Source organism: Dyadobacter sp. 676 (assembly GCF_040448675.1).
Taxonomy (GTDB): Bacteria; Bacteroidota; Bacteroidia; order Cytophagales; family Spirosomataceae; genus Dyadobacter.
Genome location: NZ_CP159289.1, coordinates 3,897,564 through 3,913,442, shown reverse-complemented (window position 1 = coordinate 3,913,442; position 15,879 = coordinate 3,897,564). Strand labels below are relative to the sequence as shown.

The window sequence follows — 15,879 nt, the reverse complement described above, 5'->3', positions numbered from 1 at the left end:
AACGATAAAAAAAACGCGTTCCGGGTTTCGGAGCGCGTTTCCTGAAAATAAAATATTTTAATAATCTGGCTATACCGCAAAGCTTTCGCCGCATCCGCAAGTACGTGTGGCGTTGGGATTGATGAACTGGAAGCCTTTTCCGTTCAGGCCGTCGGTAAAGTCGAGGGTCGTTCCGGCCAGGTATAAAAGGCTCTTTTTGTCTACGATAATTTTCACGCCTTTGTCCTCGAAAACCATGTCGTTCGGCCTCGATTCCGAATTGAATTCCAGATTATAAGTCAAACCCGAGCAACCACCGCCCAGCACACCGACGCGAATCTGATAATCGTCTTCAAAACCGTCAGCCTTGCGGAGTTCTACAATTTTATTTTTGGCTGAATCGCTTACCGTAACCATTTTTTTAATGTTTTATTACCTGTCCAAATTAACGTTTTAACCGAACCTGAAAGTTCACATTGTGGTCGAAAACACGTAATTCACCCCGGTCATTACTCGCAGCACGTAGTGATTTCGCGTGGCGATGTAATATCGGTAGTCAGAAGGTTGTACCCCTATTATCGAAATCCCTTCAGGGATGCCACAACAGATACCGTGCGGCCCCTGACGATGCCTTGTTGTTACATGCCCAAGGGCATTTCGAGAAATTGTAAAGCCCACATTTTTGCTACCGATATTTTATGCCCAACGGCATTTCTCACTACTCGCACGCTCTTTCCGACGCCCCATTCACTCATTCACTCATTCAATCATTCAATCATTCACTCATTCCCCGTTCCACGGCGGATCATTGTAATATCACCGCCCCGCCCTGGTTAATCCGGGAAACATGCACCGCCGATTCGATCCCTGCACTCGCAAACCGTTCCTGCATTGCCCTACCCGCATTTTTCGCGTTCTCCATTCCCCGGCTCAATGCAAACATCGACGGCCCGGCACCTGAAATGCTGCATCCCAGCGCGCCATTGGAAATAGCTGCCTGCTTTACGTCTTTAAACTCTGGGATCAGGATCGAACGAACGGGTTCGATGATCACATCCACCATCGAGCGGCTAATCAGGTCATAATCCGCTTTCATCAGTCCGGCTACCAGACCTGCCACATTGCCCATTTGAGCGATTGTATTTTTCAAAGAGACCTCATTCCGCAAAATGAAGCGGGCATCCTTGGTATTGATCTCGATATCGGGGTGAACGAGCGTACAATACAGGTCATCCGGCACCGGGATTGTAAAGATATCCAGTGGGTTGTAACTGCGAATCACCACAAAACCGCCCAACAGCGATGGCCCGACATTGTCCGCATGTGCCGAACCCGAAGCAATGCGCTCGCCTTCCATGGCAAATGGCAACAGCTCTTTGCGGCTCAACGGATTGCCCAGCAATTCATTCATGGCTACCACTCCCGCCACCGCACTTGCCGCGCTGGAACCCATTCCGCTGCCGAGAGGCATATTTTTTCGCAAAATGACTTCGCAGCCCAGGTCTTTGATTCCCAGGTGTTTTAACAAAGCCAGCATCACCACCGTCACCGAATTCTTCTCAGCCTGGCGCGGCAACCGCCCTTCATCGCCAGTGATTTCCGTAATAACAATCCCCGGCTCGTCCCGCTTATACAACTCAACGGTATCCCCCGGCTCCTGAATGGCAAACCCGAAAATATCAAACCCGCACGACACATTAGCGACTGTCGCCGGCGCAAAAGCTTTTACTGAATTCACTGTAAATGGTTGTTTTCCTTTAAATATTGAAGGGCTGCCAAAACAAACTTTTCAGCGTCCGCAATCCCTTTGGCTGCTTCTTCTTCATGCACCTCCTCGTAGTCGTAGTCACCAAACTGTCGCTGCTCGAAAATACGCTTGAGGGCGACCCCATATTCACGGGATACAATCCCTGTCGCGATAAAATCTTTGTGAAAGGCATTGTGCGTGCCGGTGTGCGATTTATTCAGGCTAGCGCCAATTGAAGAAAGCAATGCCTGAATGCTGTGAAACATTGCATAATAAGCCCTATTCAAAGCCACATCGTACATTTCACCGGAATAACATTGTTTAGCTTTTTTCAGACAGTCAAGTGCTTTCTCTACGATGCTTTGGATAGCAGCCTCTCTCATAATAAAATTCCCTCAGTGTGTATATTACTTGACAAAGGAGATTTGTTTCCTTCAAACTTTTCTGTTGACATTGGCACTGCCGACACCGACAAACCATATTTCAATGACATTTCGAATGTGAAAGGACTCATTAACCCAATTTCATGGTAGCCATTGATCTCAATGCCTTTCAAAACCACCAAAAAGTCAACATCCGACTCCTCGTGCTGCTCCCCGCGCGCATAGGAGCCGAAAAGTATCACCTTGTCCAGCCTGTCGCCATAAAGCCCGCGAATGCCCTCTGCGAACTCCTTCGCTAACGCTGCTATCGATTCCGGTACTTTTCGGTTGCTCATCGCTTGAAATGGTTCAGAATAACGCCGGCAATTTAACTCCTTCTATCCCAAATAGCTACTGATACTCATGATATCCGCAAACACACCCGAGGCTGTCACCTCGGCCCCGGCGCCCGGGCCTTTGATCACCAGCGGGCGGTCCTTGTAACGTTCCGTGGTGAAGGATACGATGTTGTCGCTTCCCGACAGCGTGAAAAACGGATGCGATGCGTCGACGGTTTTGAGCTCGATGGCCGCTTTACCGTTTTCCAGGGTCGCGATGTAGCGGAGTTTTTCGCCTTTGGCTTCCGCTGCCGCCTGCATGTCGGCGAAGTAGGCATTAGAAATTTCCAGCTCTTCGAAGAATGCATCCACGGTGGGAGCATTCAGGCAATTGCCGGGCAATATTTGTGAAATCTTCACTTCCTCCGGTTCCAGGGGCACCCCGACTTCCCGCGAAAGGATCAGGATTTTCCGGCCTACGTCGGCACCGCTGAGGTCGTCGCGCGGGTCGGGTTCGGTGAAGCCTTTGGCTTTCGCCTCTTTCACGACGTCCACAAAGCGGTTTTCACCCCCGAAATTGTTGAATATATAAGACAGCGTTCCCGAAAGGATCGCTTCGATTTTCAAAAACTTGTCACCACTGGCAATGAGGCCCTGGATGGTGTTGATAATAGGCAGGCCCGCGCCGACATTGGTCTCATACAGGAATTTCACGCCGCGCTGCAAGGCGGTTCGCTGCAATGCGATGTATTCCGAATAGCTGCCCGAATTGGCGACCTTGTTCGGCGTAACAACGCTGATGCTGGCGTCGAGCAGCATGTGGTAATACTGCACAATGTCCTTATCGGACGTACAATCCACAAAAACGCTGTTGGGGAGGTTGAGCTCGATCATGCGCTGCACGAATGCCGGCAGGCTCGTTTTCACGCCCTCATCCATGACACGGTCCCGCCAGTTTTCAGGCTTGATGCCGTCCGGATCGAGGAGCATTTTTTTGGTATTGGACAAACCGGCGATATTCAGGTTCAGCAGCTTTTCCTCGCGGAGATATTGGGTCTGATTACGGATTTGCTCGATCAATGTGCCGCCGATCAGCCCTACCCCGACAATAAACAAGTTCAGCGAGCGCGTTTCCGATTGGAAGAACACGCCGTGGATCGCGTTCAATGCCTTGGAGAGGTCGCTTTTTGAAATAACCACCGAAATATTCAGCTCCGAAGAACCTTGCGCGGTGGCTACCACATTGATACCGTTCTTGCCCAAAGCCGAGAACAACTTGCCGGAAATACCGGTATTCTTCTTCATGCCCTCGCCCACGATGGCTACGATCGAGAGGTTCTTCTCCACCGAAATGCCGTCGATATGCCCCAGGCCGATTTCCGTCGTAAACTCTTTTTCCAGCACCTCAATCGCCTTCTGCGCATTTTTCGGGTCGATCGAGAAACAGATCGAATGCTCCGACGAGGCCTGTGAGATCAGGATCACGCTGATGGCGTTGTTGGAAAGGGCGGTGAACAAACGTCCCGAAATGCCCGCGACGCCGATCATCCCGCTGCCCTGGATATTCACGAGCGCGATTTCGTCGATCGACGAAATACCGGTGATCGCATATTCCTTACCGTTAGCGGATTTTTGAACAAATGTCCCTTCAAATTCTGTATTAAATGTATTAAGGACCTTCAATGTAATGTTCTTCGCAAATGCGGGCTGCAAGCTGGGCGGGTAAATCACTTTCGCGCCGAAATGCGAGAGTTCCATCGCTTCCGCATAGGAAATGGACGGGATTGTAAATGCATTCGCGACCTTGCGCGGATCGGCGGTCATCATCCCATCGACGTCCGTCCAGATTTCGATCGAATCGGCTTCCAGCGCCGCGCCTATGATGGATGCCGTATAATCGGAGCCGCCCCGGCCCAAGGTGGTGGTAGTTCCCTCGGCAGTGGACGCGATAAAGCCGGTAATGCATTGCAATGCCGTACTTTTCGCGAAATGCTCCAATATTAAATGATTGGTAACTTCGAAATTGACGTCCCCCATGCCGTAAGTAGCATTGGTGCGGATGATCTGGCGTGCGTCGCAGAACTCGGCCGCCACACCTTTACTTTTGAGGATTTCGGTGATGACCATCGTCGAAAGCCGCTCGCCGAAGCTCATAATGAGGTCGAGCGTGCGCTCGGACAGTTCGCGGATCCAGGAAACGCCCCGCAGAATATCTTCCAACTCATTGAAAAGGCCCCGCACGGCCGCAAAGGTGCTGCTCTGATTTTTCACCGGGATCAGCCCTCGCACCACCGCGAAATGCCGCTCTTCAACACCTTTCAAAAATTCGACATATTCCGTATTGCCGGCGGCCGCCATTTTCCCGATTTCGATAAGCCTGTTCGTGACCCCGCCCATGGCCGAGAAAACGACCGCAATGCGTTCGCCTTTTGACAGATTTTCTTCGAGGATACTGATTACCGTTTTGATACTGTCGACCGATCCGACAGAAGTGCCGCCAAATTTAAGAACCTTCATTTAAAGCTATATTCGAAATATGCGAATGTGAACGGCACCGGACCGCCCATTTTGAACAGAATGCAAATATAGCAATTCAAACGCCGCTTACTTTCAATAACAGGCCTAAATGCGGCGCAACGCGCCCTATTTTGGTAAATACCTCATTACCACCATTCCGCAGCTTTGATTTCCACCTGTAACAATCCCTTATAAACATCTCGTTTTAAAATATAATATTTTAAACAAAATGAAATTGTTCAGTTAATATCTCATTAAAACATTTTTATACAATCGAATATTTTATGAAATTAATTAAAAATAGAAGATTATTCTGTTTACAAGGTTACCTAACTGTTTCACTCCATTACTTAATCCATTATGAAGAAAGTCTTTACATTAGGCTTCTTATGGGTCTTGCTGTTCCTCTCCGGAGCAGGTTTTGCACAAGACCTGAGCATCAAAGGCAAAGTCCAGTCGGCCGACGGGTACCTCCCGGGTGCCAGCATCCTTATCAAGGGCACGAGCCGTGGCAGCACCACCGACGCCAATGGCGACTTTACGCTTAACACGCCGGCCAATGCAACCCTCGTCGTTTCGTTCATCGGCTACAAAACAGTCGAAATCCCCGTCGGCTCGAAAACCGTATTGGACATTATGCTCGAAAGCGACGCGACGCAGTTCAACGAGATCGTCGTGACCGCGCTCGGTATCGCCCGCGAGAAAAAGGCATTGGGTTACGCAGTGCAGGAAGTAAGCGGGAAAACGCTTACGCAGGCGCGGGAAACCAACCTTGTCAACTCGCTCTCAGGACGCCTGGCCGGGGTACAGGTCACGAATTCCAATGGCGCGCCCGGCTCGTCGTCACGGATGATCATTCGCGGGGCCAGCTCGATCGGCAGTAACAACCAGCCGTTGTTTGTAGTGGATGGCGTGCCGGTGGACAACAGTAACTTCGGCTCCGGAACGGGTATCGACTATGGCAATGCGGCGGCTTCAATTAATCCCGACGACGTGGAGTCCATCAACGTACTAAAAGGGCCCAGTGCCGCGGCACTTTACGGCTCGCGTGGAGCGAATGGCGTCGTTTTGATCACCACTAAAAGTGGCAAGGGCACGAAAGGAATAGGTGTTTCTTTCAACTCTAATACCGCATTCGAATCGCCGTTCCGTCTTCCGAAATGGCAAAACGAATACGGCCAGGGCGCCAAAGGGCTGTTCTCATACGTGGACGGGGCCGGCGGGGGGCGTGAACGACGGCGTCGATGAGAGCTGGGGCCCGAAACTCGACGGCCGGCTGCTGCCTCAGTTCGATTCCCCGATCGCTGCGGACGGAACCCGCACACCTACGCCATGGATCGCGCACCCGGATAATGTCGACAAATTCTATGAAACCGGCCGCACACTCACCAACAACGTGGCTGTTACCGGAGCGAACGATAAAGGCGATTTCCGTCTTTCGTTCACCGATCTGGATCAGACCGGTATCCTTCCGAATACCAATTACAAAAGAAGGACAGTTTCATTGAATGCGGGCTGGAACCTGACTAAAAAGTTGAGCATCCGGGCCACAGGCAACTATGTAAATGACGGCAGCGACAACCGCAACAACTTCGGGTTGTACTTCATCTGGTTCGGCCGCCAGGTGGATATGGATAAATTGAAAAACTACCACAAACCGGGCAGCATTTACCAATACAACTGGAACGATAACTACTGGACCAACCCCTATTACCTGCTCAACGAGAGCACCCGCGCCAATGAACGCGACAGGCTGTACGGCAACCTCTCGGCCACTTACAAGTTCACCGACTGGCTAAGCCTCACCGCCCGCACCGGGACCGACTTTTACGAAGACCGCCGCAAGACGAAAACCGCCGCGCGCCAGGCAAAAATAGGCGCATCGGCATTGTATGACGCCTATAATGAGGAGCAAATCTTCGTCCGCGAATCCAATTCGGATTTTCTTTTGAATGCGACGCACAAATTCGGGGAGTTCGATATTACGGCGAACATCGGGGGCAACCACCGCAGCAATTACGCGCAACGCAACTACATGGGCGCGACCGAGCTCGCGATCCCGCGTGTGTACAACATGGGTAACTCGCGCCAGCGCCCGGTTACGGAGAACAGTTTTATCCGAAAAACCGTGAATAGCCTCTACGCCGCCGCCAACCTCGGCTTCCGGAACTATCTCTTCGTGGACCTGACGGCCCGGAACGACTGGTCGAGCTCGCTGCCCAGCGATAACCGCTCGTATTTTTACCCATCCGCGGCTGTAAGCGCGATTATTACCGATATTTTCGATATAAAATCCGCTATTCTTTCTTTCGCCAAGCTCCGCGCGGGCTGGGCGCGCGTGGGGAACGACACCGACCCTTACCGTTTGGCAAGTACTTACAAATACGAAAATCCCTGGGGCAGCACGCCCAGCCTCTCCGAAAACAATGCATTGCTGAATGCGAACCTGAAACCCGAGCTTACCTCTTCTTATGAGATCGGAACGGATATCCGCTTGTGGCAAAACCGGATCGGCCTGGACATTACTTACTATAAAAAGGTCTCTTCGAACCAGATCCTCGATGTGAATATTTCGAACGCAACCGGTTATTTGTCCAAACTCCTGAATGCCGGCAAGATCGAAAACCAGGGGATCGAAATTCAACTGACCGCATCACCCGTCAAAACAGAGGCGTTCGAATGGGAAGTCGGCCTGAATTGGGCTCGGAACAAGAACAAGGTGGTTTCGCTGGCCAATAACCTGACGACCTATCAGTTGAATACCAGCTACAACCCATTGACGCAGACGACTTCTACCAACAGCTTCCGGGGGCTGTCGGTGGAAGCGCGCGTGGGCCAGCCCTACGGCACGTTCTTCGGAAAAGGCTTTCAGCGGGCCCCGGACGGCCAGATCGTTTACGACGCACAGGGTTATCCGGTACTGGACCCGGTCAGCCGTGTTTTGGGCAACTTCACGCCCGACTGGATCGGCGGCTTCTCGAATACATTCCGCTATAAGAACCTGTCGCTAAGCACGTTGATCGACGTGAAACATGGTGGCGACATATTCTCCCAATCGATCAATATCGGCCGGTACACCGGGGTTTTGGAAGAAACGACGCTGGGACGCGAGGACGGTATTATCGGCCAGGGTGTGGTCAATATCGGCACGACGGCGGCACCGGAATACGTACCTAACGAAAAACGCATCAGCTCCGAAGAATACCACCACAAATATTACCTGCTGACCAACAATGAAAACACCATTTTCGACGCCAGCTACGTGAAACTTCGCGAGGTGAAACTGACCTATATGCTTCCAGGACAGGTTTTCAAAAAGCTGCCGTTCCGCGACATCGCGATTTCCGTAGTCGGTCGCAACCTCGCGCTCCTGAAAAGCAACCTGCCGCATATCGACCCCGAGACCAGCTACTACAACGACGGTAACCTCCAGGGCATCGAAAACGGCCAGATCCCGACGACCAGAACGGTTGGTTTTAACATCAGCTTCAACCTGTAAGCATTATCCTAACTGATTACAAGCATGAAAAGCATCATACATTCATTCAAATCCAAAATATTGCTGGCAGTGTCGGTCGTTTGCCTGTCGGCCTGCACGGGTGATTTCGACGAAATCAATACCAACAATAACAGCGCCGCCACCGGCACGGCCGACCTTTTCCTGCCGCACGGCATCCAGAGTGCCGTGGATTTGTATTGGGGCGGCTCTATCGGCCAGGACATTGGCGACGGTTTCTCGCAGCACTGGGCACGCATTCAGTACACGGACATCGACCAATACACCGTTTCGGCGGACGTTTACACGACCGGCTGGCAAACGCTCTATATCGAGTCACTGGCTGACTTTCAACGGATCATGAAGATTTCGGAGGAATCGGGCAATACCAATTACAAGGCCGTGGCGATGGTCATGCGCTCGTGGGTATTCCTGCTGCTGACCGACATTTACGGCGATATTCCCTACACCGACGCGTTGCAGGGCCTGGACGACAAACTTTTGCCCAAATACGATGCGCAAAAGAATGTGTATGCCGGCATTATCGCGGAACTGAAAACGGCCAACGATCTCATCGACATCAACGACAAGAACAAGGCCATCGCCGGGGATATTCTTTTCAATGGCAACCTCTCGAAATGGAAGAAATTCGCCAACTCGCTAAGCCTCCGCGTCCTCGCACGCATGATCGACAAGGCCGATGCGCCGATCGATGTCAAATCGGAGATTACCCGCATTCTGAGTGATGCCGCGAAATATCCTGTGATGGAATCTGTCGCCGACAATATCCAGCTCAATTACCTCGATGCGACCAACAACAATAACCCCGTTAACCAGAACCGCAAAACCCGCGACGACCACCGCGTAAGCGCGACGCTGGTGAATAAACTGGCAGCATTGAACGACGGCCGGCTGGCCGTTTATGCCAACAAGCCCGCCGACGGCGGCGATTACAAAGGCGTTCCGAACGGACTTTCGTCGTCCGACGCCAATGCGCTGGGACTTTCAAAAACTTCGAAAGTGGGCGATTACTTCGTGGCCGCAACGGCCCCGGGCGTGATCATGAGCTACGCAGAATTGCTCTTCCTGAAAGCGGAATTCGCCTACAAAGGCATCGCGGCGGCCGGTACTGCAGCGAAAAATTACGCCGATGGCATCACCGCTTCCTTTGCACAATACAAACTTACCGTCCCCGAGGCTTATCTGACGGCCAATGCATTAAAACCGGGTGCAGAGGCATTTACCCAGATCATGGAACAGAAATGGATCGCGCTCTTCGGCCAGGGTGTAGAGGCCTGGACTGAGTTCCGGCGGACCGGCATACCAGCCCTTGTTCCTCCTGTTTTGAATACCAATGGAAATGTGATCCCGACGCGGCTGCCGTACCCCGGCTCCGAGGAATCGCTGAATTACGATAATTTTTCGGCGGCGCTCACCGCCCAGGGGGGCAAAAACGACATGAAAATGAAACTTTGGTTTGCAAAATAACCGTACAGTTCCCCATCTGTCGGAAAAGCAAAACGGGCCGCAGTTATCGGCCCGTTTTGTCCATATTATCTTTGTCTAAAACGAAATTCCGAGACCTGCGCCGATATTGGCAACCCCTACAAAACGCTTCTCATTGATCGGGATGCCCACTTCCGGATAATTGCCGACACGCACATTCACCGCCACATTCTTCAATTCCGCCTCGGTCGCCAGGAAATCGCCGGAAAGGTGAAAATACAACGGGCCGGCGATCGGCAACCGCAAACTCGCTCCGGCCCCCACCCCGAAACCACTCGTGGAAGCGGGGCTCAGATGCACCAGAATCTGATTCTCGCCCGATTGAAACGTACCGGTCATGTCCACAGTGGGCGAGGTAACTTTCACATATCCGCCCTGAACATGTCCTTCGATTTGTACCCGGTTGAAATTGAGAAAAATAGCGGGCCCGGCCATGATTGCATTGAACTTCCAGCGCGACACCCGCGTGTCCCAGGTGTGGGAAGTCGTCTCATTGATAAAACCTTTGATTTCTTCCACGCGCAGGTCGGCGATATCGACAATAGGCTGGGGACGCGTGGTATTTTTGTTCATACTGCCGGAAAACTTCAAACCAAACCAGCGTGCAATTCGGAAATCGTAATTGACTTGCCCGTAGTAGCCCGAGCCTGTCAGGCCGGCAAAAGGGTCATTCAGTTTTTCCCTTGCAAGTTCGCCAACCGGCAAGCTGTATCCGGCGGTAACCGAAAAGAAACTGCGGTTGTCGTTCTGTGCCCGGGCTTCGACCTGCACAAATAAGAAAAGTGCAAAAAGAAAAACTACGAAACGTTGACTGATTTTCATGAATATGGCTGGTTTGTGAGAAGAACTAGTACGTCAAACGAAATTTCCAGCTAAGGTAACATGAATCGTTCCCGATTTATTACATTTTTATCACAGTAGTTAGTTTGGGGAAATTTTATCAACACAATATTATATAAATCGCTAAAAAAGTCCTGAATCCGCGCTGGTATGGAAATGGTAAGGTTCATTTCAAACTAAATTATCAGACCCATGAACAGGCAAGAAACAGATAAAGAAGCAAGGGCCACCAAGAACGTGAAAAACGTTTGGAAATGGATCGTCGGCGTCGGTATCGTACTTTCACTGATCGCCTGGTTTGGCGGCTTCTTTAACCACGACAGCAATTTGGGACAAGCCGATAATCCTGCCGACCACGTGGCCGCCGACAGCGTAGCTTCCGACACAGCAGGTGCCCCTATGCGCGCAGACACCGTTTATGAACACGTCCGCGGAACCGAATAGAGCAATTATTTGATCAATGCATCGTATAAAATCTCGACCGGGTGCATTGCCCTGCGCCCGGTGCCATCCTTGATCTGATGGCGGCAACTCGTCCCGGCAGCCGCGATGATCACATCCTCCGGCTGTTGGCGGACGGTTGGGAACAACACCAATTCCCCTATTCGCATCGATACCTCGAAATGCTCATCCTCGTACCCGAACGACCCGGCCATTCCGCAACAACCCGATGGAATGAGCTGAACATGGTAATTCTCTGGCAATTGCAATGCTTTCTTAGCAGCCGTTAAAGTCGAAAGTGCTTTCTGATGGCAATGCCCGTGCAGCTTGATCAGCTGGTTTCTTGCAATAAAAGCGCTTTTCAGAATGCGTTTTTCATCTATTTCCCGTGCTATAAATTCCTCGAAAAGCAACGCGTTCTCCGCGATCTTTTGTGCATTCGTACGCTCGCTTTCACTCACCAGATCGATGTATTCGTCCCGGAACGACAGAACGGCCGACGGCTCGATGCCGATCAGCGGCGTATCATAAGTGATTTTATCCTTCAACAAATCCACATTCCGGATCGCGAGTTTTTGCGCTTCCTTTACAAATCCCTTCGACAAAAAGGAACGCCCCGATTCCACATGCTCGGGGATAATAACCTCGTATCCAAGCTTTTCAAGCAGTAATACGGCTTTCTTGCCTACTTCCGCGTCATTATAATTGGTAAACTCGTCACAAAAGAGATACACCCTGCGCGAATGCGGCGCGGCGGCCTGCTTGTTTCGCTGATGCTTTTGCCACCACGTTTTCAGCGTCTCGCTGTCGAGTTTCGGCATCGAACGTTCAGGGTGGAAACCGACCATTTTGTTCGCGATTCTCCGCAATGCGGGCGTCCCGAAAACGCCGTTGAAAGCCCAGGGCGCGATCGACGCCAGTCTCATTTGTCCGGAAAAATTAGCGATCAGCCTGCTACGCATCGGCGCACCGTGGGTTTCGTAATATCGCTGCGTAAACTCGGCCTTCATTTTACCGATGTCCACACTCGAAGGGCATTCCGATTTGCAGCCTTTGCACGAAAGGCAAAGGTCGAGCACCTCCTTCACCATTTCCTGGCTGGTAGCCGGGGCAGTTTCGGGCGTGAGATATTGCCGCAGGATATTCGCCCGGGCGCGTGTGGTGTCGCGCTCGCTGCGTGTGGCCATGTAGCTGGGGCACATCGTTCCCCCCGTCAGTTCGGTTTTGCGGCAATCGCCCGAGCCGCTGCATTTTTCGGCCAGGCGAAGCATGCCTTCCTGCCTTGAAAAATCAAAGACGGTGTCGATGTGCGGGTTCGGTTTATCCTGGCCATATCGCAGAAATTCGTTCATCGGCGGCGTATCCACGATCTTGTTCGCATTGAAAACGCCCTCCGGGTCCCAGATGCGCTTCACCTGCCTGAACATTTCGTACACTTCCTCGCCCATCATATAGGGAATAAACTCCCCGCGCAAGCGGCCATCTCCATGCTCGCCCGACAATGCGCCGTTATATTTCTTCACCAGCGCGGCCGTATCGGCCAGTACATCGCGGAATTGCTGCTTACCTTCACTCGTTTTGAGATTGATCATCGGCTCCACGTGCAGCTCGCCCGCGCCCGCATGTGCGTAGTACGACGCGTGCAAGCCGTGTTTTTCGAGCAAAACCGCCAATTCTTCGATATATGCGGGCAAATCCTCCACGGCCACCGCACAATCCTCGATCAGGTTCACCGGCTGGGTATCGCCCGGCAGGTTGCGGATCAGCCCGAGGCCGGCTTTCCGAATGTCCCAGGCCTTGTTGGCATCGTCTCCGAACAATAACGGATAGGCATATCCCAGTCCCTCCGTTTTCAGCCGGGCGATCAATGCCGCGGCTTTTTGTTCCACTTCTTCTTTGGCGATACCCCAGAACTCCACCATCAGCATCGCTGCCGGATCTCCCTGCATAAAAAACCGGTTTTGAGAATATACCTTATGGTTTTTGGTGAAGTCCATAATGTATTTATCCACGAGCTCCGATGCCTTCGGATCATGCTGCATGGCCACGCGGTTCGCGTGAAGCGCTTCCGCGAGCGAATGGGTATGCACACAAACAACGCCCACGGCAGCCGGCGGAACGTCTACCAATGCAAGTTTGGCCTCCGTAACAAAGCATAATGTCCCTTCCGAACCTGCTATGAGGTTACAGAGGTTGATATTTCCTTTTTCAAAATTCCTGACCAACGCGTCGAGCGCATAGCCCGAGTTACGGCGGGTAACAGTTGGTTTGGGAAACTGTTTTTTGATCAAATCCTGGTCGATGGGGTTGGAGATCAGTCCGAACATCCCCGCCAGAATGGATTGCAGGCGCTGGCCTTTGACCTGCTTTTCGCGGATTTCCTTTGTGAATTCAGCGACGGTTTGCTCGTTAAAGACCGCTTCCGAGCCGTCGGAAAGCAGCACCTTCACTTCCAGCAAATGGTCGCGCGTGGCGCCCCAGGTGATGGAATGCAGCCCGCAGGAGTTGTTCCCGATCATCCCGCCGATCATCGCCCGGCTGGCTGTGGAAGTTTCCGGTCCGAAAAGCAGGCCATAGGGTGCCAGGTGTTTGTTCAGGTCGTCGCGGATTACCCCCGGTTGCACGCGTACCCATTTCTCCTCCGCATTCACTTCGAGTATTTCCCTGAAATGCTTTGAAATATCGACCACCACGCCATTTCCCACCACCTGCCCCGCCAGCGACGTTCCTGCGGCGCGGGGAATCAGCGTCACCTTGTTGGTTTTTGCGAAATCGATGAGTGCGCGGATATCCTCCACGGTTTTAGGCAAAGCCACGGCAACCGGCATTTCCTGGTAAACAGACGCATCTGTGGCATAAACCGTACGCTGTGCAGCATGCAGCGTGGAATTATCAAAATACAACTCCCCCTCAAACCGGGCGCGGAGGGTATTGAACTGGAATGGTGAAATGCGGGTCATGGGAATAATCGATAATCAGGGAGCGAATTTACGGTAGTTGGCCTATTAATACTTTGAAAAACTGCATTAATGTGCTCCCGGGATACGCTCGGTAAACAACCGGAACCGATACCGGTATGAGTTACGTATATTGGCACAATTTTTACACCTTCTGGTTTTGGTAAAACAGTTTTCCCTTTCGAACCGATGAAACACATAAACATTCTGATCCTCACACTATTCTGGACCGCATTCAGCCGGGGCTCCTACGCGCAGAATACCGCCAATATCACCCTCACCGCTCCCAAACAGATGCCAGTGACGGTTACGCTGGTGCTGGAAGATGTACATTTTCACCCCAATCTGGGCACCGGCCTTGCCGACGCCAAACTGGATGCGGTAGCGTCGGTCAATTTCGCCGATAAAACTTCCGAAAAAACGGTGATCCAGCTCAACGAACCCAAAATGATGCGCCTGCAATACAGCGGCGGCAGTGTGAACAAAACCTGGATGCTTTTCATGCAACCCGGCGACGACCTGGTAATCAACGTCGCTGAGAATGCGGATGTGACATTTACCGGTAAGAATGCGAATTATCAAACGTTTTTAAAAAACTACTTTCTTGAAAATCAATACCAGTACCTGCCCGTTTTTGGCTACAAGCCGTCGCAAATCGATAACAAAAGCGTGGTTCAGCAGAGCGACAGCCTGAAAAAAGTACGGCTCGACGCGTTCGAGAAATTCAAAATGGCCAATCCGGTCGTGCCGGCGTTCGAAGCTTACGTGCTCGCTACAACCGCGACGGAACCTTCGCTCACCCGCCAGCTGGTTCAGGAAAAGATCATGCGCCGCAACAGGGTGGCCAAACTGGATGCCGCCCAACGGAAAGAGCTGGAAGATTTTACCCTGACGGATTTCAAAATCCAGCCCGACGACGCATTGCTCAGCCAGGCCTACCGCGACGAGCTCCGTAACTGGGCGTTGATACCTTCCACCCGCAAATTCCCGCTCGAATCGGCTACCCGTTACGAGATCAGCCCGGAAGCACTGAAGAACGTTTACGCATTCAGCAAGGAAAAACTGGCCGACTATCCGAAACAAAAAGAATACCTGGCTACCTACTGGCTGAATTACGCCGCTACCGCGATTCCGAATGTCGAAACGGCCAAAACGTTGCTGGCCGATTACGAAGCCACATTCCCGCAGTCGCCTTACACCGAATACATTTCCAAACTGATCCAGACCAAAGAAGCGCTGCAACCCGGTGCAGTCATTCCTGATATTACTTTGCTTAATACGGACAGCACGGCTGTAACGGTGTCGTCATTGCAGGGCAAGCCGGTTTGTATGGTGTTTTCGTTCAGCATAGGTCAGCACGAGCCGGGATTGAAGGTTCTGGAAGATAAATATGCGGACAAGGTGACATTCGCCTACGTTTCCGTCGCGTCGGGTATTCCGCTTTCGACCTGGAAACAATATGTAAAAACACGCCCGACCGCCAAACATTTGTGGGCTTCGGATGAGAATATCGAGGTTTTGAAAGAGAAATACGGGATCGACATCCGGTACCCGTTCCTGGTGATCGACGGTGCGGGCAAGATCGTGAACCGCTGGATTCCACAGGAGTTCCCGAACAACCAGACGCTGGAAGCTGAGTTGCAAAAAGTTGCCAAATAGTCCCGGCACGAGGCTCACAGGGGCATGGCCGAAGACT

The 15,879-nt window shown here is 51.9% G+C and carries 12 protein-coding genes; 5 read left to right on the top strand and 7 right to left on the bottom strand.

The window, feature by feature from the left end; genetic code table 11:
- Window positions 1–69: 69 nt before the first annotated feature.
- The 5 genes from ABV298_RS17545 to thrA form a co-directional block, all read right to left on the bottom strand.
- Window positions 70–396, bottom strand: a complete 327-nt coding sequence (locus tag ABV298_RS17545; RefSeq protein WP_353717486.1) for an iron-sulfur cluster assembly accessory protein — start codon at window positions 394–396, stop codon at window positions 70–72.
- 388 nt (window positions 397–784) lie between these two features.
- Window positions 785–1,717 carry a homoserine kinase gene (locus ABV298_RS17540; RefSeq protein WP_353717485.1) on the bottom strand — a complete coding sequence of 311 codons (933 nt, stop codon included), beginning with the start codon at window positions 1,715–1,717 and terminating at the stop codon, window positions 785–787.
- A complete protein-coding gene (locus tag ABV298_RS17535; RefSeq protein ID WP_353717484.1) occupies window positions 1,714–2,109 on the bottom strand; it encodes a HEPN domain-containing protein in 396 nt (131 codons plus the stop codon). Before ABV298_RS17535 ends, ABV298_RS17540 begins: the two co-directional genes overlap by 4 nt.
- The gene (locus tag ABV298_RS17530) at window positions 2,106–2,444 is read right to left on the bottom strand and encodes a nucleotidyltransferase domain-containing protein (RefSeq protein ID WP_353717483.1); all 339 of its coding nucleotides are present in this window, start codon (window positions 2,442–2,444) and stop codon (window positions 2,106–2,108) included. The genes ABV298_RS17535 and ABV298_RS17530 overlap by 4 nt, the downstream gene beginning before the upstream one ends.
- 42 nt (window positions 2,445–2,486) lie before the next feature.
- On the bottom strand, window positions 2,487–4,943 hold the full coding sequence (thrA, locus tag ABV298_RS17525) for a bifunctional aspartate kinase/homoserine dehydrogenase I (RefSeq protein WP_353717482.1): 2,457 nt from the start codon (window positions 4,941–4,943) through the stop codon (window positions 2,487–2,489).
- 360 nt (window positions 4,944–5,303) lie between these two features.
- Here thrA and ABV298_RS17520 point away from each other — a divergent pair, with 360 nt between their 5' ends.
- The 3 genes from ABV298_RS17520 to ABV298_RS17510 are packed head-to-tail and all read left to right on the top strand — an operon-like array spanning window position 5,304 to window position 9,927.
- Window positions 5,304–6,191: a TonB-dependent receptor plug domain-containing protein gene (locus ABV298_RS17520; protein WP_353717481.1), complete on the top strand. Its 888-nt coding sequence runs from the start codon at window positions 5,304–5,306 to the stop codon at window positions 6,189–6,191.
- Window positions 6,172–8,442 (top strand): SusC/RagA family TonB-linked outer membrane protein, encoded by a 2,271-nt coding sequence (locus ABV298_RS17515; protein ID WP_353717480.1) that lies wholly within the window; start codon window positions 6,172–6,174, stop codon window positions 8,440–8,442. Before ABV298_RS17520 ends, ABV298_RS17515 begins: the two co-directional genes overlap by 20 nt.
- 24 nt (window positions 8,443–8,466) lie before the next feature.
- A complete protein-coding gene (locus tag ABV298_RS17510) occupies window positions 8,467–9,927 on the top strand; it encodes a SusD/RagB family nutrient-binding outer membrane lipoprotein (protein WP_353717479.1) in 1,461 nt (486 codons plus the stop codon).
- Between the two features lie 75 nt (window positions 9,928–10,002).
- Here ABV298_RS17510 and ABV298_RS17505 read toward each other — a convergent pair whose 3' ends face one another.
- A complete protein-coding gene (locus ABV298_RS17505) occupies window positions 10,003–10,767 on the bottom strand; it encodes a hypothetical protein (protein ID WP_353717478.1) in 765 nt (254 codons plus the stop codon).
- Window positions 10,768–10,977: 210 nt separating this feature from the next.
- On the opposite strand from ABV298_RS17505, the gene ABV298_RS17500 reads away from it, so the two are divergent.
- Window positions 10,978–11,229 carry a hypothetical protein gene (locus tag ABV298_RS17500; RefSeq protein WP_353717477.1) on the top strand — a complete coding sequence of 84 codons (252 nt, stop codon included), beginning with the start codon at window positions 10,978–10,980 and terminating at the stop codon, window positions 11,227–11,229.
- A 5-nt stretch (window positions 11,230–11,234) separates the two neighbouring features.
- Here the strand turns inward: ABV298_RS17500 and ABV298_RS17495 are convergent, their stop codons facing one another.
- A complete protein-coding gene (locus ABV298_RS17495) occupies window positions 11,235–14,186 on the bottom strand; it encodes an FAD-linked oxidase C-terminal domain-containing protein (RefSeq protein WP_353717476.1) in 2,952 nt (983 codons plus the stop codon).
- A gap of 186 nt (window positions 14,187–14,372) precedes the next feature.
- Between ABV298_RS17495 and ABV298_RS17490 the strand changes: the two genes are divergently transcribed.
- Window positions 14,373–15,842 (top strand): thioredoxin-like domain-containing protein, encoded by a 1,470-nt coding sequence (locus ABV298_RS17490; protein WP_353717475.1) that lies wholly within the window; start codon window positions 14,373–14,375, stop codon window positions 15,840–15,842.
- Window positions 15,843–15,879 lie beyond the last annotated feature (37 nt).